20 protein-coding genes are annotated in these 20,078 nt (G+C 45.0%); 18 read left to right on the top strand and 2 right to left on the bottom strand.

Annotated features, from left to right (window positions below):
* Positions 1-44: 44 nt before the first annotated feature.
* The 11 genes from nusB to spo0A all read left to right on the top strand — a co-directional run bounded on the left by nusB (position 45) and on the right by spo0A (position 10,631).
* Complete coding sequence (gene nusB / locus ACFQ4A_RS03060; RefSeq protein ID WP_382397435.1) at positions 45-425, top strand: transcription antitermination factor NusB; 381 nt, start codon at positions 45-47, stop codon at positions 423-425.
* Between the two features lie 15 nt (positions 426-440).
* Positions 441-1,301 (top strand): bifunctional methylenetetrahydrofolate dehydrogenase/methenyltetrahydrofolate cyclohydrolase FolD, encoded by an 861-nt coding sequence (gene folD / locus ACFQ4A_RS03055; RefSeq protein ID WP_382397433.1) that lies wholly within the window; start codon positions 441-443, stop codon positions 1,299-1,301.
* A complete protein-coding gene (gene xseA / locus ACFQ4A_RS03050) occupies positions 1,291-2,649 on the top strand; it encodes an exodeoxyribonuclease VII large subunit (RefSeq protein WP_382397431.1) in 1,359 nt (452 codons plus the stop codon). Before folD ends, xseA begins: the two co-directional genes overlap by 11 nt.
* On the top strand, positions 2,633-2,866 hold the full coding sequence (gene xseB / locus ACFQ4A_RS03045; RefSeq protein WP_382397429.1) for an exodeoxyribonuclease VII small subunit: 234 nt from the start codon (positions 2,633-2,635) through the stop codon (positions 2,864-2,866). Before xseA ends, xseB begins: the two co-directional genes overlap by 17 nt.
* Complete coding sequence (locus ACFQ4A_RS03040; RefSeq protein ID WP_382397427.1) at positions 2,863-3,753, top strand: polyprenyl synthetase family protein; 891 nt, start codon at positions 2,863-2,865, stop codon at positions 3,751-3,753. The genes xseB and ACFQ4A_RS03040 overlap by 4 nt, the downstream gene beginning before the upstream one ends.
* 686 nt (positions 3,754-4,439) lie before the next feature.
* Positions 4,440-5,033, top strand: coding sequence for a hypothetical protein (locus tag ACFQ4A_RS03035; protein WP_382397425.1), 594 nt, complete (start codon positions 4,440-4,442; stop codon positions 5,031-5,033).
* Positions 5,034-5,074: 41 nt separating this feature from the next.
* On the top strand, positions 5,075-5,902 hold the full coding sequence (locus ACFQ4A_RS03030) for a TlyA family RNA methyltransferase (protein WP_382397423.1): 828 nt from the start codon (positions 5,075-5,077) through the stop codon (positions 5,900-5,902).
* A 23-nt stretch (positions 5,903-5,925) separates the two neighbouring features.
* Complete coding sequence (gene ahrC, locus ACFQ4A_RS03025) at positions 5,926-6,375, top strand: transcriptional regulator AhrC/ArgR (RefSeq protein WP_382397421.1); 450 nt, start codon at positions 5,926-5,928, stop codon at positions 6,373-6,375.
* 16 nt (positions 6,376-6,391) lie between these two features.
* Positions 6,392-8,098: a DNA repair protein RecN gene (gene recN / locus ACFQ4A_RS03020; RefSeq protein ID WP_382397419.1), complete on the top strand. Its 1,707-nt coding sequence runs from the start codon at positions 6,392-6,394 to the stop codon at positions 8,096-8,098.
* Between the two features lie 196 nt (positions 8,099-8,294).
* Positions 8,295-9,593: a SpoIVB peptidase gene (spoIVB, locus tag ACFQ4A_RS03015; RefSeq protein ID WP_382397417.1), complete on the top strand. Its 1,299-nt coding sequence runs from the start codon at positions 8,295-8,297 to the stop codon at positions 9,591-9,593.
* A gap of 255 nt (positions 9,594-9,848) precedes the next feature.
* Positions 9,849-10,631, top strand: a complete 783-nt coding sequence (gene spo0A / locus ACFQ4A_RS03010) for a sporulation transcription factor Spo0A (RefSeq protein WP_382397415.1) — start codon at positions 9,849-9,851, stop codon at positions 10,629-10,631.
* Between the two features lie 78 nt (positions 10,632-10,709).
* Here the strand turns inward: spo0A and ACFQ4A_RS03005 are convergent, their stop codons facing one another.
* Together ACFQ4A_RS03005 and ACFQ4A_RS03000 are read right to left on the bottom strand one after the other, a co-directional pair.
* Complete coding sequence (locus tag ACFQ4A_RS03005; protein ID WP_382397413.1) at positions 10,710-12,056, bottom strand: aspartate kinase; 1,347 nt, start codon at positions 12,054-12,056, stop codon at positions 10,710-10,712.
* Positions 12,057-12,079: 23 nt separating this feature from the next.
* Positions 12,080-12,322, bottom strand: coding sequence for a DUF2627 domain-containing protein (locus ACFQ4A_RS03000; RefSeq protein ID WP_382397411.1), 243 nt, complete (start codon positions 12,320-12,322; stop codon positions 12,080-12,082).
* Between the two features lie 206 nt (positions 12,323-12,528).
* Here ACFQ4A_RS03000 and ACFQ4A_RS02995 point away from each other — a divergent pair, with 206 nt between their 5' ends.
* From ACFQ4A_RS02995 to ACFQ4A_RS02965, 7 genes are all read left to right on the top strand, one after another.
* Positions 12,529-13,119, top strand: a complete 591-nt coding sequence (locus ACFQ4A_RS02995) for a helix-turn-helix domain-containing protein (protein WP_382397409.1) — start codon at positions 12,529-12,531, stop codon at positions 13,117-13,119.
* 240 nt (positions 13,120-13,359) lie between these two features.
* Positions 13,360-14,454 carry a Leu/Phe/Val dehydrogenase gene (locus tag ACFQ4A_RS02990; protein ID WP_382397407.1) on the top strand — a complete coding sequence of 365 codons (1,095 nt, stop codon included), beginning with the start codon at positions 13,360-13,362 and terminating at the stop codon, positions 14,452-14,454.
* 121 nt (positions 14,455-14,575) lie between these two features.
* Positions 14,576-15,997 (top strand): dihydrolipoyl dehydrogenase, encoded by a 1,422-nt coding sequence (lpdA, locus tag ACFQ4A_RS02985; RefSeq protein ID WP_382397405.1) that lies wholly within the window; start codon positions 14,576-14,578, stop codon positions 15,995-15,997.
* Between the two features lie 30 nt (positions 15,998-16,027).
* Positions 16,028-17,020, top strand: a complete 993-nt coding sequence (locus tag ACFQ4A_RS02980; protein WP_382397403.1) for a thiamine pyrophosphate-dependent dehydrogenase E1 component subunit alpha — start codon at positions 16,028-16,030, stop codon at positions 17,018-17,020.
* A gap of 11 nt (positions 17,021-17,031) precedes the next feature.
* On the top strand, positions 17,032-18,015 hold the full coding sequence (locus ACFQ4A_RS02975; protein WP_382397401.1) for an alpha-ketoacid dehydrogenase subunit beta: 984 nt from the start codon (positions 17,032-17,034) through the stop codon (positions 18,013-18,015).
* Between the two features lie 27 nt (positions 18,016-18,042).
* Positions 18,043-19,311, top strand: a complete 1,269-nt coding sequence (locus tag ACFQ4A_RS02970; RefSeq protein WP_382397399.1) for a dihydrolipoamide acetyltransferase family protein — start codon at positions 18,043-18,045, stop codon at positions 19,309-19,311.
* Positions 19,312-19,473: 162 nt separating this feature from the next.
* On the top strand, positions 19,474-19,905 hold the full coding sequence (locus ACFQ4A_RS02965; RefSeq protein ID WP_382397397.1) for a BrxA/BrxB family bacilliredoxin: 432 nt from the start codon (positions 19,474-19,476) through the stop codon (positions 19,903-19,905).
* Positions 19,906-20,078 lie beyond the last annotated feature (173 nt).

The raw sequence follows: 20,078 nt of genomic DNA, 5'->3' as shown, positions 1-20,078 counted from the left end.
CGTGTTATGATTTGGATAAGATACCAGTCAAAGGAGTTAGGTTGATGAACCGGCATGCAGCACGAGAAAAAGCACTTCAAATACTGTTTCAACTGGATATGAATGACAAGCATCCTGAACAAGCTATAAAGGACTATCTTGAATCACTGGAAATTGATCCTTATTTACAAGTCCTTGTTGAAGGGGTATCCGAACATAAAAACACCATTGACGATACAATAGCAAACCATTTGGAAAACTGGACCATTGACCGGATAGCCTCTGTGGAACGCACCATTCTGCGTATTGCTGTTTATGAACTCAGCTGGCAAGATGATGTGCCGCAAAATGCTGCCATTAATGAGGCAGTGGAACTTGCTCATAAATACGGTGATGATAAATCCGGCAAGTTTGTCAATGGTGTGTTAGCAAACATTATTGTATAGGGAGGGGATGGCGCGATGCCGGCAAATGTTATCGACGGAAAAGCGCTCGCTCAAAAACTGCGGGAAGATATGACGGAAGAAGTATCACAGTTGAAAGCGGAAGGGATTATGCCGCATCTAACGGTCATTATTGTTGGGGATGATCCAGCGTCCAAAACATATGTGAATGGAAAAAAGAAAGCAACACACCAGACAGGTATTTCTTCAGATGTGATAGAAATGGCTGCCTCGGTTTCTGAACATGAATTGCTGGAAAAAATTACTGAATTAAATCAGGACAAAACCGTTCATGGCATTCTGGTCCAGCTTCCTCTTCCGGAACATATTAATGAGCAAAAGGTAATCCAGGCGATTAGTCCAGACAAAGATGTGGATGGTTTTCACCCCGTCAGTATTGGCAAAATGATGACCGGACAGGATACGTTTCTGCCGTGTACACCATATGGCATTATAACGATGCTGCAATCTTACAATATCCAAATTGAAGGAAAACACGCGGTCGTCATGGGGCGAAGTCATATTGTCGGAAAACCCGTGGGGCAATTGTTATTGAATGAGCATGCAACGGTTACATATTGCCACTCGAAAACAACGAACCTGACAGAATTCACGGGCAACGCTGACATCCTTATCACAGCTGTCGGAAAACCAAATGTCATTAAACAGGAACATATTAAGGAAGGTGCGGTGATTATCGATGTTGGCATCAACCGCCTCGATGATGGTACGCTCACCGGTGATGTCGACTTTCCATCTGCTGCTGAAAAAGCATCGTACATTACACCCGTCCCCAAAGGCGTGGGGCCCATGACGATAACGATGCTGCTGAATAATACGATAAAAGCTGCCAAAGGGTTGTCTAGCGTTGCAAACTAAATATTTAACGGTAACAGCGCTGACCAAGTATATCAAGCGAAAATTTGCCACTGATCAGCACTTAAAACATATATGGCTGAAAGGCGAAATTTCCAATTTTAAACACCATAGCCGTGGGCATATGTACTTAACCATCAAGGACGACCATGCCCGTATTCAGGCTGTGATGTTTGCAGGGAATAACCGCCGATTGAAATTCCGGCCGGAAAACGGCATGAACGTACTGATACACGGTGAGGTCGGGGTGTTTGAACAATTCGGGCAATATCAGCTGTATATTCAGCAAATGGAGCCGGATGGGGTTGGGTCCCTTTATTTAGCTTTCGAGCAATTGAAGGAAAAACTGCATCAGCAAGGCCATTTTACTAAGGAGCGTAAAAAAGAGCTGCCGGCATTTCCGGAACATGTTGGGATTGTCACGTCACCAACGGGTGCTGCGGTACGGGATATCATTACGACAATCAAACGCAGATACCCGATTGTCAGGACCACGGTCATCCCTGTTCTTGTTCAGGGGGAGAATGCACCCCAGTCAATTGCTGATGGTATACAACGGGCCGATCAGCAAACGGATTGTGATGTCCTGATTGTTGGCAGAGGCGGCGGCTCGATTGAAGAATTATGGGGATTCAATGAGGAAATCGTGGCGAATGCTCTGTTCCGGTGTACCATTCCTGTCATTTCAGCTGTCGGGCATGAAACGGACATTACCATCAGCGATTATGTGGCCGACGTTCGGGCGCCAACGCCGACAGGGGCTGCTGAAATTGCTGTGCCGTCACAACTGGAATTGTTGGATAAAATAAACGATTTTCGGCGCTCTTTAACGCGGGTCATGACGGATCAGCTGACAGCTTCCAGGCAAAATGTCAACCGCATTAGACAGTCATATGCCTTTCGTTATCCGGAACAATTAATCGTACAGAAAGAACAAGAGTTGGATAAGCTTGTGGAACGGCTTGATCAAGCATTTATCAACGAATGGCGCCGGAAATATGAATCAATGAATCATTTGAAGTCACGGCTTCTGGCATTGCACCCCACCCGGCAGATTAATCGTACTGCTCGGGAACTGCAGCGGTTGCACAAGCAGATCAACCAGCTGATGACAAGTCAGCTTGACGAGCATTCCCAAAGGCTGCAAAAGACGCTGGAAAAATTGTCATTACTGAATCCACTGGAAACAATGAAACGAGGATATGCTATTCCCTATACACCGGAGGGTGATCTGCTGAAATCTGTGAAACATACGGCGGAGACTGAGGCGATTAATGTCAGACTCGCGGATGGGACCCTGGCGTGCCGCGTGCTGGATGTGAAGGAGGAAAAGAATGGAGAAGGAGAATAATCTGACGTTTGAAGAGGCTATGCTGGAATTGGAGAAAATCGTGGAAAAACTGGAAAAAGGCGACGTCCCGTTGGAAAAAGCCATTAACTATTACCAGGAAGGCATGCAGCTTTCCAAAGTGTGCAACGATAAACTAACCAATGTCCAGGAAAAGATGACTAAAATCATGAATGAGCAGGGCCAATTTGAAACGTTGGACGTGCAGGGGGATGAATGATCGTGCAGCAGGAACTCAGTGATTTCATTAATACGAATAAAAATCTGATCCAACAGGAAATACAGCACCGCCTGCAACAGTTGGACGTACCTGAACGTCTGAAGGATTCAATGCTCTATTCCATACAAGCCGGCGGCAAGCGTATGAGACCAATCCTTTTAATGGCAAGCCACCATGCCTACGACCACGATATGGAAAAGGCCCTTTCAGCTGCTGCCGCACTAGAAATGATTCATACATATTCCCTGATTCATGATGATTTGCCGGCAATGGATGATGATGATTTACGTCGCGGACAGCCGACCAATCATAAACGATATGATGAAGCGACGGCCATTTTGGCTGGTGATGCGTTATTGACGTTCAGCTTTGAGCACGTGGCAGGCGATCCCCGCTTAACAGATACACAAAAGGTGCAACTAGTTCGGCTACTTTCAGAAGCGAGCGGCCCCAAAGGAATGGTGGCCGGACAAATACTTGATATGGAAGCCGAGACAAAAGCGGTAACACTGGCGGAACTGGAAACCATTCACACACTCAAAACGGGCGAGTTGTTCCGCTTCGCTATCAGTTCAGGTGCATATCTTGGCGGTGCAACACACGAACAGATAACGCATTTGGATAAATTCGCTCATTATCTCGGGGTTATTTTCCAGGTTCAGGATGATATTTTAGATATAAGCGGTGATCCTGGAAAAATTGGGAAACCTGTTGGAAGTGATGAGGAAAATGAAAAAAATACTTATGTCAAATTACTGGGTCTTGATGGTGCCATTGAAAAAAAGAAGGAATATGTCATAAAGGCAAAAGAAGCCTTGCATGAGGCAAAAGCTGAAACATCTTATCTGATGTCACTGACTGATTATTTTAGTAACCGAGATTATTAATGGCATGTCTCCTTTTGTGGTATTTTCTAATGAAATATGTTATAATAAATACACGAAAGGAATGGTGCAGTATTCTAGTCAGCCCTCCGTTCCTGAAGGCGGGCCTAAAAATCCGCCATAGGGCACATCGATGAAGTTCCTTGTGCCGGCTTGAGGCGCCCAGCCTTGGGTCGGTGCTGGGAGTTAAGGTTTTCGGGCGATCCACAAAGGCATGTGGGCGTTGACCCGATTACCGTGGAGGCCCATATCTGTCGTGTAAGCTAAGCCTAGGTTACATGATGGAATGGGGTATGAACCTGTGGAATAGGGGAAGGGAAACCTTATTTGCAGCGTAGCCTGCCTTGAGTGGTGGTGAGGGGATTAAAGTTTAATTGACATTTCCGGGTGGCCACTGGTTTGTCAATGGTCTCTTTATGAAATCATCACTGCAAAAGAGGCTAGGGAGCGGTTAAAGGCTGCCGAGGAAAACTCCTAGACTGCTCATTTGACATTTAAAAGGGATTATAGTGCGGACTAAGTGGTAATCCAGTCCGGTATTCGGTGACGGTATCGAGGCGGAATTAAAGGGGAACCACCTTTATGGCAACATAGGGCTTCTGCTTGGGAAAACCTACTGGACCTAAGCCGCAGTTTTTACCTTTTAAATGACCATTCCTGTCTACATAACTTTTTAATCAGGGGTTAACATGAAGTCGCGAACTAAACAATCGTTAAAATTTAGTGTGAGTATTGCCGTTATCACGTTTGTGCTAGCGGCTATTTTTGCAGTCGTTTCCGAATCCGTTCTCAGTAATGTTATCTGGATAATTGGGTTATTTATTGTGTTTATTATCGTGTTTGTTGGTGTCATCTTTGATATGATGGGAATCGCTGCCACTTCGGCTGTTGAAAAACCGTTTCATGCTATGGCAGCTGAAAAGATCACTGGTGCAAAAGAAGCTGTCAATATTATTCGTAATGCCGATAAGTTTGCCAGTTTCTGTAATGATGTGATCGGTGACATTGCCGGTGTTGTCAGTGGTACGGCTGCCTCGACCGTTGTTTTGCAAATTGCCGGTTTATATGGTCAGGGTGACGGTGCTTCGCTGCAGATTGTTCTATCCGTTATACTGACAAGCCTTGTGGCGGCCTTAACGGTCGGCGGCAAGGCAGTAGGTAAATATGTTGCTATCAACGCCTCGACCGATTTGATATTTTTTGCTGGCAGAGTCATTGCCTTTATTGAAAAAAATTTCAAAATCAAACTTCTGCCCAGTGATACGAAAGAAGCCAAAAAATAGCAATTGACTGTCAAAAAAATGAACAACAAAGGGTATTCAATATGACTAAAATACGGTTGGATAGTTTACTGGTGGAGCGGAACCTGGCCGATACCAGAGAAAAAGCGAAACGAATGATTATGGCAGGGCTTGTTTTTAACGATGAGCAACGTCTCGATAAACCAGGTATGAAGGTTGACGACGCCACTTCTTTGCGCGTTAAAGGAAAATCATTGCCTTATGTGGGACGTGGCGGATTAAAACTGGAAAAGGCGTTACAATATTTTTCCATTGATCTGAATAATAGAACGATGATGGATGTCGGTTCATCCACCGGCGGATTTACCGACTGTGCACTAAAAAACGGCGCACAACTTTGTTATGCTATTGACGTGGGCTATAATCAGCTTGACTGGAAGCTGCGGAACGATGAGCGTGTAATTGTTATGGAACGCACCAATTTCCGCTATGTGACATCCGATATGATCCAGTACGGTCAGCCTGATTTTGCGACGATTGATGTGTCGTTTATTTCCCTGAGACTGATTCTCCCTGTTTTAAGCCAGCTGCTGAGATCTGGTAGCGATGTGATCGGTTTAATCAAACCACAGTTTGAAGCGGGACGAGAGCAGGTTGGCAAAAAAGGAATCGTTCGCGATAAAAAGGTTCATAAAGATGTGTTGGATAGCGTCATAACGTTTGTTAAAGAGGAAGGTTATCAACTGCTTGATCTAACATACTCACCAATAACGGGCGGTGACGGGAATATTGAGTTTTTGATACATTTAGGCTGGGAAAAGAAGATAACCGAAATCAACAAAGGGCCTGTCGATATAATGGCATTGGTGGAAAAAGCCCACCAGGCGTTTCAAGCGAAAACAACGGATTAACCGGCTGTGATCGGAGGTTTTCCATGAGTAAAATTCAGCGTCATATCAAAATACGTGAACTGATAACCGAAAACGAAATTGAAACCCAGGACGAGCTTGTGGATGAGTTGAAAGCGCTTGGCTATAATGTGACACAGGCCACCGTTTCCCGGGATATTAAGGATTTGCATCTGGTGAAAGTCCTTTCATCCACTGGTCGTTACAAGTATAGTCTGCCGGCGGATCAGCGTTTTAATCCGCTGGACAAGCTGAAACGCCTGGTTAAAGATGCGTTTATCAAAATTGAACATACAAGTCATTTCATTGTGCTAAAAACGTTGCCGGGAAATGCACATGCGATTGGTGCCCTGATTGATAATCTGGAATGGGATGAAATCATGGGAACGATATGCGGTGATGACACGTGCCTGATTATTTGCCGAACGGAAGATGGTTCGGCTACAATTCGGGAGCGTTTCTTGAGTATGCTTTAATGGTGGGGTGACATATGTGCTGACAGAACTGGCAATCCAGGATTTTGCAATTATTGATAAGCTCTCGATGACATTTACGGATGGTCTGACAGTGTTAACTGGCGAAACAGGTGCCGGGAAATCCATTATTATTGATGCGGTTCATTTGTTGGCTGGTGGCCGTGGATCGGTTGAATATGTCCGGCATGGAACAAAAAAGGCGGAAATTGAAGGGCTGTTCACCTTGGATTCAGACTACCGGCAAGTATATGAGACAGCCAACTTATATGGGATTGACATCCAGGACGGAATGGTGGTCCTGCACCGAACAATTACATCGGCTGGCAAAAGCATCTGCAGAGTTAATGGCAAATTGGTGACCTTGGCCATTTTAAAAGAATTCGGTAAAGATTTAATCGATGTGCACAGTCAGCATGAAACCCAATCCTTGTTGAATCCTGACAACCATATTCAATTGCTGGACTTATATGATGAAAAAGCCATAACGAAAGCGAAAAAAGAATACATCCAATTATATGAAAAACTCGTCACGCTGCAAAAGCGATACAAAGAATTAAGTGAAAATGAACAGGAAATGTCACAGCGTCTGGATTTACTGAAGTTCCAAAAGAATGAAATCGAACAGGCAAACCTAGTGCCGGACGAAGATGAACAGCTTGAAGAAGAACGGCGTCAACTGGCAAATTTTGAACAAATTTATAACGGGCTGCAGGATGCCTACAATGCGCTTTACGGTGAACAGAAGGGGATAGAATGGCTGAATACGGCCAATCAAGCGCTGCAAAGCAGCCGAGACTATGATACGTTTATTGCAGAAAAAGCTGAAGAGATGTCCAATCATTATTTTTTGATGGAAGAATTGGTCTATTCCCTGCGAAGTTATGCTGATACACTGCAATACGATCCCGAGCGGCTGAATACAATTGAGTCCCGTTTGAATGAAATCGACCGGCTTAGAAAAAAATATGGTTCAAAAGTCAATGACATTTTGGAGTATCTAGGAAAAATTGAAGAAGAATTAGAAGAAATTACCAATAAGGATTCACATTTGGCAAAACTGGAACAGCAAATCGATGATACTTGGCAGGATGCTTATCTGGAAGCAAAGCAACTTCATGATTTGCGCGAAAAAGCTGCTAAGGATTTAACGGACAAAATTCACCATGAATTAAAAGATCTTTATCTGGAAAAAGCTTCATTCGCCGTTGCCATTGATAAAAAAGAGAAGGCAGGCAAAATGACACTGCATCGGGATGGTTTCGATGCGGTTCAGTTCCGGATATCAACCAATCCCGGTGAGCCATTGAAACAGCTACATAAGGTCGCTTCGGGTGGTGAACTGTCACGCATCATGCTGGCATTAAAACGACTGTTTGCCAAACATCAGGGCGTCACCAGTGTCATATTTGATGAGGTTGATACCGGTGTCAGCGGGAGAGTTGCCCAAGCGATTGCTGAAAAGATTCAGCAAATTTCCAACCGGTCACAAGTGTTATGCATAACACACTTGCCCCAAGTAGCCGCAATGGCTGACACCCATAAGCTGATCACGAAACACGAAGAGAACGACCGGACGTCAACCAGTGTGGAAGAGTTATCCACTACCGACAAGGTCACTGAATTGGGCCGGATGATAACCGGCACTAAATTAACGGAAACGGCCAAAGACCATGCAACGGAATTACTTGAATTAGCCTCCAATTACAAAAAACACGATGAATAAAAGAGAGGTAAAAGCCAGATCATACAGGATCTGGCACTATTTTTTATAAAGGGATTTTTTATCCAGTTCAGCCATAGGCCAGCAGAACCACAACAGGAAATGTTACACAGCTTTTCTTGTATTTGACCAGTTTAAAACAAGATCCGTTCGGTCAAATTAGAAGTACAGAGAGAAAAATTATAGGTATGGGGTTAGGATGAGGAGAGTGAATTGGGTGAAATATTACGATAAAATTCGAATAATGACCGGTTTTTTGCTTCTTATAACCGTTTTGGCAATACCATTCATTACACCGGTAAACCATTATCTATCCATTCCTAATCAGGTTGTGGCGCTTGATAATGCCTCACCAATAAGCATGCCGGCCCTTGGAGAAAAAGTGTCGGTTGATTCCACAGGCGATCATCTGCAGGCAATTGATTCCACAGAGTTTTATGCACAAGAGCCGGGAAGCAGTGACCTTATTTATCAGGCTGCCGGTATGCCTCTCAAAAAAGTGGATGTCTCAGTGCTTGAGGATGTGAAGGTTATTCCTGGTGGTCAATCAATTGGTGTGCAACTTCACACACTCGGTGTCCTTGTCGTAGGCCACCATCAGATCAAGGGAGAAGATGAAACCGTATCACCCGGAGAAAAGGCGGACATACAGGTCGGAGATGTCATTCTGGAAATAAATGGGGAAGAAATAAAAGAAATGGAGGATGTAAAACCCCTCGTCAAAGAAGCCGGAAAAGAAGATGAGCAATTGGCTATTACGTTAAAACGTGACAACGAAACCATTGATACGACACTAAAGCCGGCAAAAGCTGAAAATGAAGATGAATTCCAGATTGGCTTGTATATCCGTGATTCGGCAGCAGGAATTGGTACGATGTCGTTTTATGACCCGGAAACAAAAAAATACGGTGCTCTCGGACATGTTATTTCCGATATGGATACGCAAAAACCGATCGAAATTCATAATGGATCCATTGTTCGTTCCAATGTAACGTCGATTGAAAAAGGAAACCACGGTACACCTGGTGAGAAACAGGCCAAGTTTTCCATGAATGATGAGGAAATTGGAAATATTACAAAAAATAGTCCTTTTGGGATTTTTGGCCAGTTGGATAAACAAATATCAAATGGCAAATATGATGAGCCAATGCCAATCGCATTGTCCCATGAAGTGAAAGAAGGACCAGCCAAGATTTTAACAGTCCTTGAAGGTGAGGAAGTTAAAGAATTTGATGTAAAGGTTGTCAGCAGTGTACCACAAAAATTTCCATCCAAAAAAGGGATGGTAGTCCAGATTACCGACGACGCGTTATTGAATGAAACCGGCGGAATCGTACAAGGCATGAGCGGTAGCCCGATTATCCAAGATGGAAAAGTCATTGGTGCTGTTACCCACGTGTTTGTTAACGATCCGACAAGCGGTTATGGTGTCCACATTGAATGGATGCTTCAGGAAGCTGGTATCGAGGTCAGAAAAGAACAGGAACAAGCAAGCTGATGGAAAGACAATGGCATGTTGCAGGGTAAACTGCAACATGCCATTTTTTATGTTATCGTAAATGTGTGAAGATTTTTCGACAAACCGGAACTTTTATTGTCATATTTTATCGATTAATATCGATTTTGGAAGTAAAATAAAGTAAAATCGAGCATTCCGAAAAAAATTTAAAGTTTTTCAAATAAAAAAAGGATATTTGAATCTTATGTCGAATATATTACGTGGAGAAAGCTCGAATCAAAGGAGGAACTTCACGTGGAAAAAATTTCAGTTTGTTTGGTTGACGACAACAGGGAACTTATTGAATTAATGGAAGAGTATTTTGAAGGACAACAAGACATTGAGATCATCGGCGTTGCCTATAATGGACGGGAATGTCTCGATATGCTGGAAGAAACAGAGCCGGATGTGCTCGTATTGGATATTATTATGCCGCATATTGACGGTCTGGGGGTACTGAATACGCTCCGTGAGTCAGAGCGGGAGCATGATCCGAATGTCATTATGCTCACCGCTTTCGGCCAGGAAGAAGTTATGAAAAAAGCGGTCGATTTAGGGGCCTCCTATTTTATTTTAAAGCCGTTTGAATTGGATAATTTAGCTGAACAGATACGTCAAGTCCGGGGTACTAAAACCGTTAAACCGGCAGCCTCAAGAAAGACAAACGGAAAAGAACGCAATAAAAAAGACCTGGAAGCGAATATCACCAATATCATTCATGAGATCGGTGTCCCGGCACATATTAAAGGATACATGTATTTAAGGGAAGCCATAACAATGGTTTATAACGATATTGAATTGTTGGGATCGATCACAAAAGTGCTTTATCCAGATATTGCGAAAAAATATAACACGACAGCATCGCGGGTGGAAAGAGCCATCAGGCATGCGATTGAAGTGGCGTGGAGCCGCGGCAATGTTGAGTCGATTTCCGCGTTATTCGGCTATACCGTTAATATTTCCAAAGCAAAACCGACCAATTCAGAATTCATCGCTATGGTCGCTGACCGGCTGCGGCTGGAACATAAGGCAAGCTGAGGAATGGTACTTAACTTGTTATGAAGGCGAAATCATTCCAAAAAATGCAGTATGCGGTTGATCCGCATACTGCATTTTTTAATTAAAAAACTTATTGTACAATGATTTAATCGCTAAGTCCAGCTTATCTTTCCGTATGCCGAACATAACCGATACTTCTGAGGACCCCTGATTAATCATTTCAATGCTGATATTGGCTTCGGCAAATGCCGCGGTCGACTTTTCCGCAATACCAACAGCACTCATCATGCCTTCGCCGACCACCATAACCATAGCGAAACCGTAATCGATCGAGATTGTTTCCGGATTTAATTCCTGCTTTATCCGATTGATCACATTAAGTTCTTTTTCCGCTGTCAGCTGATTGTCACGGATGATAACGGACATATTATCAATACCGGACGGCGCATGTTCAAAAGAAATGGATTCATCCTCCAGAATTTGCAGCAGTCTACGTCCGAAACCGAGCTCGCGGTTCATCAGATATTTACTCACATATAAATTGGAGAACCCTGTGTCACTGGCAATACCGACAACACATCTTGACTGTGGATCTTTTTCGGAAACAATCATCGTTCCCGGGCTCCCCGGATTGTTCGTATTTTTAATGCAAACTGGTATTTCCGCCTGAAAAGCAGGCATCAGAGCTTCATCATGGAAGACACCGAACCCGGAATAGGATAATTCACGCATTTCTTTATACGTCAGCTTGGTTACTTTTTCCGGGTTCGGTATGATTCTTGGGTCAACGACGTAAACCGAATCGACATCTGTAAAATTTTCGTATAAATCGGCCTGAACCCCGGCAGCGACAATTGAGCCGGTAATATCCGACCCGCCTCTAGAAAAGGTCATAAGCCGTTCATCCATTGTGAACCCGAAGAATCCTGGAATGACAATGATTCCGTCCCTTTTTCGCATTTCATATAACGCGTCATAGCTTTCCGGCAGCACCTGGGCATTACCAGGCTCATCGCTGACAATGATACCCGCATCTTTCGGGTTGAGGTAGTGGGCGTTTAAACCGATCGTTTTTAAATACTCACTGACGATTTTCGCACAGCTGTCTTCACCAATTGACTTCAGCCCATCTATCTTCATCTGCTCAGATGATTCACCGTTCAGCACTGTCTGAATGGATTGGTTAATGTCCGTCAGAATGGTCTCAGGAATGTCAAGTTCATGGATAATTTCCGAGAATCGCGCAATGACTTCCTCCACTATTCCGGTGTAATGTTTATTCTGCGTTGCAAGATCACTTAATGTGATTAACAGATCGGTTATTTTCGTATCAGCGTCAAATCGTTTGCCGGGCGCTGATACGACGACAAATTTACGCTCAGTGTCGTCGGCTATGATTGACCCGACTTTTTTAATTTGTTCACTGTTTGCGACAGAACTTCCCCCAAATTTTGCTACTTTCATGTGACACCTCTCCATTTGCTAATTTATTTATCCTGGTCCATGTTCTTCCGTTTCTCCGATTGTTTTTTTCGGTCGCGGTAAACAATAAAGCCGCCGATGAACGAAATCCCGATGAGAAAAAACAGAAAGCCGGCAACAAATTGTATGCCTATGTGAAAAAATATCGGATGGAAATCGTTAAATAATGTATCACGCATCAGCTTAATGCCGTACGCAGAAAGAACGCCGGGAATAAGCAGCATCAGTACTGCAATAAGACGGTTCATGGTTGCTCTTCCCCTTTGTAAGGCCCAAAAAATCCGGACACTTTTTTGGTCGGACACTTTATGTAAACAGACGTTTCAAGTATAGCAAATTTCAGGAAGAATATGAACAAGCTAGCGAACATTTTCGTTTATAACATCGTTTGCTTAAAAAAGCAGAATAGCGTATGCTTAAAACATGCAATTTATTGCAAGGATGGGGGATTGTTATGAAACGTGTGCTGGTTGTCGGATCGGGTAAAGGCGGCAGTTCGTTACTGGATATGTTACATAAGGCAGAGCGGATGAATATAATAGCAGTCGTGGATAGCAATCCTGAGGCAGCGGGACTGAAAATGGCGGTTGATTACGGGATCCCAACCGGCACTGATTTCCATAAATGGTTGGATGAGGATATTGACATTATTGTGGAAGCTACCGGTGACAAAGACGTTCTTGGGCAACTTCTGGAAAAGCAGAACGGGAAAACAGTTGTTATACCTGTTGTCTCTGATATTGAAACGTTAACAGGGGAACTTAAACGCGCTAGGCAAATCATCCGTAACCTTCAAAAGAAACACATCTCGGACCTTATGCCGTTAGTTGAACCTTCCTGGCAGTTGGACAGGGATATTCCCCAGAACTGGACATTGCAAAACGCAATGGAGGAATATGAGAGGCAATATATATTCAATGCTTTGCGTGAACATGCTTACAATAAGACCCGCACCGCGAGGGCTTTGAATATTTCAATCCGAAACCTTTATTATAAGCTTGAAAAGTATGCTTTCGAAAAAAAAGACATGCAACATAATTCATAAATGCAGTGTTTAGAAGTGTTCGGTTGGTGAATATAAAGCGCTTTCAAAGGTTGAGTTTTGGTACCGATTTTGCAAGTATATAATGAGGGTGGGAATTGGCTGGTACGAATGTTAATCGAAACTTTATACAGTGGGCAAAGAGGTGCCGTTATGTTAAACAAGCGATTTGAAGACGTTGAAACATAACTGATTTGCCAGGCATTTCGAAGTCAATGTACATATTTTAAGGGGGATTCAGTAATGGAAATATTTAAGTATTTGGAACAAGGCGATTATGAGCAACTGGTCTTTTGCCAGGATAAAAACTCCGGTCTGAAGGCTGTTATTGCCATTCATGACACAACGCTCGGGCCGGCACTCGGCGGAACACGCATGTGGACGTATGATTCCGAAGAGAAGGCGATTGAGGATGCCCTGAGGCTGGCCAAAGGGATGACGTATAAAAATGCTGCTGCCGGGCTGGATCTTGGCGGTGGAAAGACAGTTATTATCGGTGACCCCAAACAGGATAAAAACCCGGAAATGTTCCGGGCTTTCGGCAGGTATATCCAAAGTTTGAACGGACGGTATATTACAGCGGAGGATGTGGGGACAACGGTTCAAGATATGGACCTGATTCATATGGAAACAGATTTTGTGACAGGTATTTCGCCTGAATCCGGTTCATCAGGCAACCCGTCACCGACGACCGGCTATGGTGTTTATAAAGGGATGAAAGCAGCAGCGAAAGAAGCTTTTGGAGATGCTTCATTAGAGGGAAGGACCGTTGCGGTTCAAGGTGTCGGAAATGTGGCTTATGCCTTGTGTGAATATTTGCATGAAGAAGGTGCCCGCATAATCGTCACCGACATCAACCAAGAAGCTGTCAAACGGGCGGTCGATACATTCGGTGCTGAAGCAGTCGAACCGGATGAGATTTACAGTGTCGATTGCGATATATATGCCCCGTGCGCGCTGGGAGCAACCATCAATGATAAAACGATTCCGCAATTGAAAGCAAAGGTCATTGCCGGTTCTGCCAATAATCAACTTAAAACAAACGCACACGGCGATCAGATTCACGAAATGGGTATTGTGTATGCACCGGATTATGTCATTAATTCTGGCGGTGTCATCAATGTAGCGGATGAATTAAACGGCTATAACCAGCAGCGGGCAATGAAAAAAGTCGAAACCATTTATGATAATTTGATCCAAGTATTTGGCATAGCCAGACGTGATGGAATACCAACATACGCTGCCGCTGATCGTTTGGCCGAGGAACGTATTCAGTCACTAAAGCAATCACGCAGCCAATTTTTAACGAATGGCCATCACATATTAAGCAGGCGTTAAAACCTGTGCAGGGTTAACAAGAGGCAATACGATTTGCTGAAGCTATTATGGCGGGTGTTAGCTATTCATCTAGGTCAGCAGAAAATACAAGGAAATGAAACGTGAAAGGGGTTTATCGTATATGGCAGAAGAATACGATTTAGTCGTCCTTGGGGGCGGAACCGGCGGATATGTGGCAGCCATCCGGGCATCACAGCTTGGCATGCGGGTTGCTGTTGTTGAAAAAGATAAACTGGGCGGAACGTGTCTGCACCGCGGTTGTATCCCTTCAAAATCTCTGCTCCGGAGTGCTGACGTGTTCAAACAGACAAAGGAAGCAGGTGAATATGGAATAGACACAACGAGTGTGACCTTGAATTTTGCCAGGGTTCAGGAGCGGAAAAACCTTATCGTGGACAGTCTGCACCAAGGTGTCAAGGGATTAATGAACAAAGGCAAAATTGATGTATACGAGGGATTGGGCCGGATATTAGGCCCGAGTATTTTCTCACCGATGCCCGGAACCATATCGGTTGAATATGCAGATGGCGGTGAGAATTCTATGCTCATACCCAAAAATGTGCTAATCGCCACCGGCTCCGAACCAAAGTCACTTCCTGGTTTGGAAATAGATGGAAAGTTTATACTTAGTTCTGATGAGGCCCTGCAAATGACGGAACTGCCATCGTCTGTCATGATTGTCGGTGGAGGTGTGATCGGCATTGAGTGGGCATCGATGCTCGCCGACTTTGGAGTTGATGTAACAGTCATCGAATACGTTGAACAAATCTTACCGGCAGAGGATGAGGCAGTCGCGAACGAAGTGGAGACATTACTTAAGAAAAAAGGTGTCCGTATTGTTAAAGGTGCTAAAGTATTACCTGACACACTGCAAAAAGAGGGTGGTGTCACAATAGAAGCCGGAATGGGTGGTATCAATGAAACATTTGCAGCTGACAAAATGCTTGTTTCTGTGGGACGAGCAGCCAATATATCAAATATCGGGCTGCAAAACACCGATATAACAGCTGATAACGGTTTTATTCAAACAAACGACTATTACCAGACGAAAGAGTCACATATCTATGCAATTGGCGATGTCATCGGTGGCATGCAACTGGCACATGTTGCCTCGCATGAAGGGATTGTTGCAGTTGAGCATATGGCAGATAAACAGCCGCTAAAGCTTGATTATACCCATATTCCAACATGTATTTATTCGAATCCGGAAGTAGCCAGTGTCGGAATGACTGAAAAACAGGCAATTGAACAAGGTTTTGATGTGACAACAGGTCAATTCCCGTTCAATGCTATTGGAAAAGCATTAGTCCACGGCGAATCAGACGGCTTTGTCAAAATTATTGCGGATAAAAACGCAGACGATTTGCTTGGCGTACATATGGTTGGTCCACAAGTGACGGATATGATATCAGAGGCCGGTCTGGCCAAAGTACTGGATGCGACGCCCTGGGAAATATCGCACAGTGTGCATCCACATCCGACCCTTTCAGAAGTAATGGGCGAGGCTGCGATGGCTGTGGACGGTATACAGATTCACGGATGACTGGTTTCAAACCATGGGGAGGGAAAGTAAATGACAAGAAACCGCCACGAAGCGTTAGGCTTGAAGGACGAACAGGCAGTGGATATGTACAGACACATGCTTTTAGCCCGCAAGATTGACGAGCGGATGTGGTTGTTAAATCGTGCCGGAAAAATTCCGTTTGTTATCTCATGTCAAGGACAGGAGGCTTCACAAATAGGCGCTTCATTTGCGCTCGACCGTACCAAGGATTATGTGGCACCATACTATCGGGATATGGGGGTTGTCCTAGCATTCGGCATGACAGCAAAGGAATTGATGCTATCGGCGTTTGCCAAAGCAGAAGATCCCAACTCGGGCGGCCGCCAGATGCCGAGTCACTTTGGACAAAAGAAAAACCGGATTTTGAGTCAATCATCGCCGGTTACGACACAGGTGCCGCATGCAGTCGGGATTGCGTTGGCCGCCAAAATGGAAACGAAAAATTTCGCATCGTTTGTCACGTTGGGCGAGGGTTCTTCCAATCAAGGTGATTTTCATGAAGGCCTGAACTTTGCCGGTGTTCATAAACTGCCGGTTATCACACTGGTGGAAAATAACAAATATGCCATTTCCGTCCCGCTGGAAAAACAAATTGCCAGTGCTAATGTTTCCGACCGTGCATCCAGCTATGGCATGCCCGGGGTAACCGTTAACGGCAACGATCCGTTAGCTGTCTATGAAGAAGTCAAAAAAGCGCGGGAACGTGCCGTGAACGGGGAAGGCCCAACGTTGATCGAAGCACTCTCCTACCGGTTTACGGCCCATTCAAGTGATGATGACGACCGCCAGTACCGCGAAAGTGCTGAAGTTGAAGAAGCCAGGAAAAACGATGCGGTCATTTCGTTCGCCGCTTATTTGACGGAAACAGGCGCTATGACCGCTGAAGCGGAACAGGAAATCAGCCGGGAGATAGATGCTATCGTTAATGAGGCCACCGACTACGCAGAAAATGCCACATATCCTGAACCGGCGTCAGCGCATAAATATGTATTTGAAGAGTAGGGGGGAAACGAATGCCAGTCATATCCTATATCCAAGCAGTAACAGCTGCTTTACGAGAAGAGATGCAACGTGATGAGAAAGTGTTTATTTTGGGGGAGGATGTTGGTAAAAAAGGTGGTGTTTTCGGAGCTACCAAAGGCCTGTATGATGAATTCGGCGAATATCGTGTACTTGATACCCCTCTGGCTGAATCTGCCATCGCCGGCGTTGGGATTGGAGCTGCCATGTATGGCATGCGTCCGGTTGCGGAAATGCAGTTTGCCGATTTTATTATGCCGGCTGTAAACCAGATTATTTCGGAGGCGGCCAAAATGCGTTACCGTTCCAATAACGACTGGGACGTGCCGATGACTATCCGGGCGCCATATGGTGGTGGTGTACATGGCGCGTTATATCACTCACAATCGGTTGAGGCAGTGTTTGCTAACCAGCCTGGGCTGAAAATTGTCATGCCGTCGACGCCATATGATGCCAAAGGTCTCTTGAAAGCTTCCATTCGTGATAACGATCCAGTGCTTTTCTTTGAGCATAAAAGAGCCTATCGCCTGCTCAAAAGCGATGTCCCGGAAGATGATTATGTTCTCCCGATCGGCAAAGCAGATGTGAAACGGGAAGGCGCTGATGTGACCGTGATAACCTATGGCCTGTCCGTTCATTTTGCCCTTCAGGCTGCAGAGAAATTGGCGGAAGAAGAAATTGACACGCATATCCTCGATTTACGAACTGTATACCCATTGGACCAGGAAGCAATTATTAAGGCAGCGGCTAAAACCGGTAAAGTGCTTTTGATAACCGAGGACAATAAGGAAGGCAGCATCATTGGGGAAGTGGCTGCCATCATCGCTGAAAACTGCCTGTTTGATCTTGATGCACCGGTTCAGCGTCTGGCTGGTCCTGATATACCGGCCATGCCATTTGCCCCGACGCTGGAAAAATATTTTATGATCAATCCGGATAAAGTTGAAACGGCCATTCGTGAGCTCGCAGAATTTTAATCTCAGAAAGGAGGAGGTGTGTTTAGGATGGCAACCGAAAAAATCAACATGCCGCAGCTCGGGGAAAGTGTAACAGAAGGAACGATCAGCTCCTGGTTGATCAGTTCAGGGGATCACATCAACAAATACGATCCGATTGCAGAAGTCATGACGGATAAGGTCAATGCCGAAGTGCCATCGTCATTTACGGGCGTTATCAAAGAACTAGTTGCCCAGGAAGGGGACACCCTTCAAGTCGGCGATCTCATGTGCTATGTTGACACAGAGGATGCATCAGAAGACAACGGGGCCACGTCAACTAAGCAATCGGATGAAAAGCAGGAAATGACTGAGCAGCAACCTGCTGGGGATCTGTCGATGAAAAAACGGTATTCACCTGCTGTCCTCAGGCTGGCTCAGGAACATGACATTGACTTGGCGCAAGTACACGGTTCCGGCCGGGGTGGACGCATTACGCGAAAAGACATTGAAACATTGCTATCAGGTGACAGGCCTGCCTCAGCTCCCGTGGAAAAGGATACAGCCACTTCCGATCCGGAACAAAGAAAGGCACAGCAGCTCGAGCGGCCGGCTGAAACACAACAATCGGCGGGAACGGGGGATATCGAAATACCTGTGACCGGTGTCCGGAAGACAATCGCCCAAAATATGGTGCGGTCCACCCAGGAGATACCACATGCCTGGATGATGGTTGAGGCTGATGTGACCGATCTTGTGCGTTATCGCAATCACGTGAAGGACGACTTTAAACAAAATGAAGGTTTCAGTCTCACGTACTTTGCCTTTTTTGTCAAAGCTGTCGCCCGGGCCCTAAAAGAATATCCACAGCTCAACAGCACATGGGCCGACGATAAAATCATTCAGCATCGTGATATCAACCTGTCCATTGCGGTTGCAAAAGGCCAGGAACTTTTTGTGCCGGTCATTAAAAACGCTGACGAAAAAAGCATTAAAGGAATTGCCAAGGATATAAGTGATCTGGCAACCCGCGCACGTGCTGGTCAGCTGACCTCTGACGATATGCAGGGAGGCACGTTCACGGTTAACAATACCGGGGCATTTGGATCTGTCCAGTCAATGGGTGTCATCAATCCCCCACAGGCTGCGATATTGCAGATTGAGTCGATTGTCAAACGACCTGTCATGATTGATGACATGTTTGCCGCCCGTGATATGGTAAACCTGTGTTTATCACTCGACCACCGGGTGCTTGATGGCCTGATTGCTGGGCAGTTTTTGGCAAAGGTAAAAGAGATTGTGGAAAACACCAAGGCAGCTACCACAGACATTTATTGACAAACCCGGGTGGGCTGACCAAGGTGACATTGCAGAAAAGGGATCGCCTAAAGGGTTCCGTCTGCACGTATCATAAGTTATCTGAATTGAATTCCGCGAAAAAAATTGATAAGCTAATCCTAGGCACTACCAATTATTACTTAAAAGGGGATGGATGTTCATATGGATTTTAATCTGTTCATGAACGATGTCGTAAATGCTGCACGGGAAGATGTGCGGGAAGCGGGATATGAAGAATTGACAACACCCGAATCTGTTGATGGCGCCCTGAAACGCGACGGCTCCACACTGGTCATGATTAACTCGACATGTGGCTGTGCCGGTGGTGTTGCACGCCCTGCTGCAGCTAATGCGATCCATTATGATAAACGACCTGATCATCTGGTCACCGTGTTTGCCGGGCAAGACCGTGAAGCAACCGAAAAGGCCCGGGAGTATTTTGAAGGCTTTCCACCTTCATCACCGTCATTTGCATTCATGAAGGACGGCCAAATCGTCACAATGCTTGAACGTTCAGATATAGAAGGCTACAGTGCTATGGATGTTGTCGGCAAACTGCAAAAAGTATTTGATGACCATTGTAACGAGGTTTAAACATAAAAGATTTAAGGGTAAGGCTGGCTGTCAGAGAATAAAACGGGTCAGCCTTATTTTGTTAAAAGATATGGAAGTATAAAATTTTGGATGTTTTCAATACCGAAATCGGCTATGTCGCTGATTTTCTCAAGTCTGACTTCCGGCATCTGACCTCTAGAAAGACGAGGCGT

Origin of the sequence: Lentibacillus salinarum, from assembly GCF_042679865.1 — a bacterium.
GTDB lineage: Bacteria > Bacillota > Bacilli > Bacillales > Amphibacillaceae > Lentibacillus > Lentibacillus salinarum.
This window is presented reverse-complemented; position numbering and strand designations above follow the sequence as displayed.

Bases quoted from the DNA above. Each gene is read 5' to 3' on its own strand.
- nusB (WP_382397435.1), top strand. From the start codon at position 45: ATGAACCGGCATGCAGCACGAGAAAAAGCACTTCAAATACTGTTTCAA.
- folD (WP_382397433.1), top strand. From the start codon at position 441: ATGCCGGCAAATGTTATCGACGGAAAAGCGCTCGCTCAAAAACTGCGG.
- xseB (WP_382397429.1), top strand. From the start codon at position 2,633: ATGGAGAAGGAGAATAATCTGACGTTTGAAGAGGCTATGCTGGAATTG.
- ACFQ4A_RS03040 (WP_382397427.1), top strand. From the start codon at position 2,863: ATGATCGTGCAGCAGGAACTCAGTGATTTCATTAATACGAATAAAAAT.
- ACFQ4A_RS03035 (WP_382397425.1), top strand. From the start codon at position 4,440: ATGAAGTCGCGAACTAAACAATCGTTAAAATTTAGTGTGAGTATTGCC.
- ACFQ4A_RS03030 (WP_382397423.1), top strand. From the start codon at position 5,075: ATGACTAAAATACGGTTGGATAGTTTACTGGTGGAGCGGAACCTGGCC.
- ahrC (WP_382397421.1), top strand. From the start codon at position 5,926: ATGAGTAAAATTCAGCGTCATATCAAAATACGTGAACTGATAACCGAA.
- spoIVB (WP_382397417.1), top strand. From the start codon at position 8,295: ATGAGGAGAGTGAATTGGGTGAAATATTACGATAAAATTCGAATAATG.
- ACFQ4A_RS03005 (WP_382397413.1), bottom strand. From the start codon at position 12,056: ATGAAAGTAGCAAAATTTGGGGGAAGTTCTGTCGCAAACAGTGAACAA.
- ACFQ4A_RS03000 (WP_382397411.1), bottom strand. From the start codon at position 12,322: ATGAACCGTCTTATTGCAGTACTGATGCTGCTTATTCCCGGCGTTCTT.
- ACFQ4A_RS02995 (WP_382397409.1), top strand. From the start codon at position 12,529: ATGAAACGTGTGCTGGTTGTCGGATCGGGTAAAGGCGGCAGTTCGTTA.
- ACFQ4A_RS02990 (WP_382397407.1), top strand. From the start codon at position 13,360: ATGGAAATATTTAAGTATTTGGAACAAGGCGATTATGAGCAACTGGTC.
- lpdA (WP_382397405.1), top strand. From the start codon at position 14,576: ATGGCAGAAGAATACGATTTAGTCGTCCTTGGGGGCGGAACCGGCGGA.
- ACFQ4A_RS02980 (WP_382397403.1), top strand. From the start codon at position 16,028: ATGACAAGAAACCGCCACGAAGCGTTAGGCTTGAAGGACGAACAGGCA.
- ACFQ4A_RS02975 (WP_382397401.1), top strand. From the start codon at position 17,032: ATGCCAGTCATATCCTATATCCAAGCAGTAACAGCTGCTTTACGAGAA.
- ACFQ4A_RS02970 (WP_382397399.1), top strand. From the start codon at position 18,043: ATGGCAACCGAAAAAATCAACATGCCGCAGCTCGGGGAAAGTGTAACA.
- ACFQ4A_RS02965 (WP_382397397.1), top strand. From the start codon at position 19,474: ATGGATTTTAATCTGTTCATGAACGATGTCGTAAATGCTGCACGGGAA.